General features: G+C 65.3%; 2 protein-coding genes. Both read right to left on the reverse strand.

Going from position 1 to position 2,686, the window contains the following annotated elements; genetic code table 11:
• On the reverse strand, positions 1–309 hold a 309-nt coding region (locus tag IRZ31_RS21095), incomplete at its 3' end, for a DUF4157 domain-containing protein (RefSeq protein ID WP_297157680.1).
• Positions 310–393: 84 nt separating this feature from the next.
• Positions 394–2,586, reverse strand: a complete 2,193-nt coding sequence (locus IRZ31_RS21100) for a DUF4157 domain-containing protein (RefSeq protein ID WP_297157683.1) — start codon at positions 2,584–2,586, stop codon at positions 394–396.
• Positions 2,587–2,686: the final 100 nt, after the last annotated feature.

Genomic DNA, 2,686 nt, shown 5'->3' on the forward strand with positions numbered 1-2,686 from the left:
CGCCTCGCTCTGCGGCGCGTACTCCCCCTGGCCGAAAAAGATGTCCTGCCCGACGGTGTAGGCCCGCGCATTCAGGGCGCGCGCCGCCTGGGCCGCCTCTGCATCGGCGTGAATACGCACCTGACTAAAGTCGTGGCCGAAACGCGGCTCCATGTAGGCCCGCACCGCCTCTGGCAGTGGCTCCCCCGCCACAGCACTCGCCGTCGGATTCGTAGCGGTGAGCTGCTCTGGCATAGGTGCCAGGCGACTGGTCTCGCTCTCTAGCGCGGCGTTCGCCGGCAGAGCCTGCCGCTTTCGCTCTCTGTTCACAGTCATCATGTTCCTCCCTCTAACAGAGGAGACAGGCGAGGCAGTGACGTCTTCCTCCAACGCTGCTTGCTCTGCCTCAGGGGACTAGCGCAGCGTCAGCACGACCTGGCCATTCAGCAAGACCTCCACCTTGCGCCAGGCCTGGTCTTCGCGCTGATCGGGCGAGCCGGCTTGCAGGGCGGCTGTCTTTCCATGACCAATCACGCTGATCTGGCGGTCGGGAAGAGCCAGCGCTGGACCGAGCACATCGCGAATGGCCTGCAGCGTGTTCTGTGCGCGCAGCTCGGAGAGGCGCTGATTGCGCGCCACCGTTCCGGTGGTGCTGGTATAGCCGTCGATGCTCAGGCGACTCTCGGGATTCATGAGGGCCGCCCGCTGCTCGGCGCACATCTGGCGAATGGCCTGCCAGCCCTCGTCGGTCAGGCTGGGATCGTCGACCGCAAAGTGTACCGTCGCCTCGCTCTGATAGCCGGCCTGCGCCGTGAGCGCATGCTGCTCCCGAGCGGCGCGGATGGCCTCCTCGCGTCCGCCAAACAGATAGCCTGCATATATCGAGACAGTTGCTCCCGCAGAGAGGCCATAGACGGCGGCCAAGCCGCTGGCATCGCCCGTCAGCACTGGAAAGGTGCCATCGCCATAGAAGTTGATAAAGGCCGCTGGCGTATAGCTGAGGCCGACCACTGCCGTGCCGCCAGCTGAGCCCCCCGTGACCAGATAGGGGCCGCGGAAGTTGCCGCTGGTCCAGGCAAAAGGCGTCTGTATCTCGCTCCAGGCTGTAGTTTGACCGACAGTGGTACCCGCAGAGAAGCCCCCAGCAGCCGTGCCCATCAGGGTGAAGTATTGGGCCGTCCAGGTATCGGGTGCCAGCTTCTCGACGATGAAGACACCGAGAAAGCCGCCCAGTCCAACCCCCAGGTCGACATCAGCACCTACCACACTGAAGCGCCAGCGATACTTATGCTGAGGAGCATTGGGGTCCGACGGCCCGTGAGGCGAGATTTCCAGCAACCGCTGAATATCTGTGGTGTAGCTCGGCTCGGCGGAGACGATGATCTGCAGCCAATCCCAGTAGGGGCGGGTGGTCTCTCCGCTCTGCAGAGTAGGATTGACCAGATATTCGCGCAGGCGGCGAATGACGAGCGGCATCTGCTGAGGGGCATAATAGCCCATGAGTGTTCTGATGTAGTCGTTCAGCACAGCGGCTCTGGCCGAACGCACCACACTCTCGCGCGTTGCGTCCAGATACTGGCGAATGAGTGACTGGATCTGGGCCCCCCCATCCGCGAGGCGCTGCTCTTCGGCGCGGTCCAGCGGCGCATTCTCGGTCGCCTGGACCAGGGCGCGTGTCTCCTGGGGGAAGGCCTGAATGGCCTGGTCGGAGAGATGCACCCCCGTTGCGGTGCGCTCAAACTGATGCGACCAGCCGCCGAGCACGAGATTGCCCTGCTCATCACGCTCAATGGTGTCGCCGCCCTCGTGCATCCACATACGTACAGAGGGGCCGCTCCGACTCACGGTCAGGGTGCCCGCATAGGCCGTCCCGCCAGAGGAGATGCGCCGATAAGCGAAAGTGACGTGATCGCCGCCGTCTTCCGTCAGATCGCCCGAGAGGCGCATGGCTGTCAGATGGGCGCCGCTGCTGCTCCTGTAGCTCCGCAACTGCCACCAGCCCTCAATATGGCGACCGGCCTGATTCAACTCCACGGTGATGCGGTTGGCCCCCCCTGGATCGAGTGCCTCATAGCTGCCGGTCACATCGAGGGCTGTCATCTCAGGCCGGGGAGCGTCAGGCTGGGTGGCATGCGCCTCGCGCTGGACGAGCGGCGCCCCTAGGCGGCTCACCGCTCGCGGCGCTCCCACCGGCCCACCCGCCACTATCACCTCCTGCGCCACCCGCCGCGCCTCCTGCTCGCTGCTCTCCCATCGCTCGCTCACTCCCTGCACGCCCCCGCTCGTCCCCTGCTGCTGCAGCGTATGCGTCAGCTCGTGCGCCAGTAAGTGCCGCCCTTCGTCCGTCTGCGGCGCGTAGGCTCCCGGGCCGAAAAAGATGTCCTGCCCGACGGTATAGGCCCGCGCGTTGAGGGCCTGCGCCGCCTGGGCCGCCTCCGCATCGGCATGAATGCGCACCTGACTGAAGTCATGGCCGAAACGCGGCTCCATAAAGGCGCGCGTGGCCGCATCCAGGCTCTCCCCGGTGCTGGTGGCAGTCTGGATCTCCTGCTCAGTCAGCTCCTGCCTCGGTCGACGGTCCGCATAGCGGTCAGTAAGCTTTCTCATGGCCAGCCTCCGATCTCCGCCTCGGTCAGCGGCTTCTCCAGCTTGGCATACTCAACGGCGGCGGCGCGCAAGAGATGGCTCATGTGCAGCGACTCGCCAG

This window comes from Thermogemmatispora sp. (assembly GCF_019683635.1).
Taxonomy (GTDB): Bacteria; Chloroflexota; Ktedonobacteria; order Ktedonobacterales; family Ktedonobacteraceae; genus Thermogemmatispora.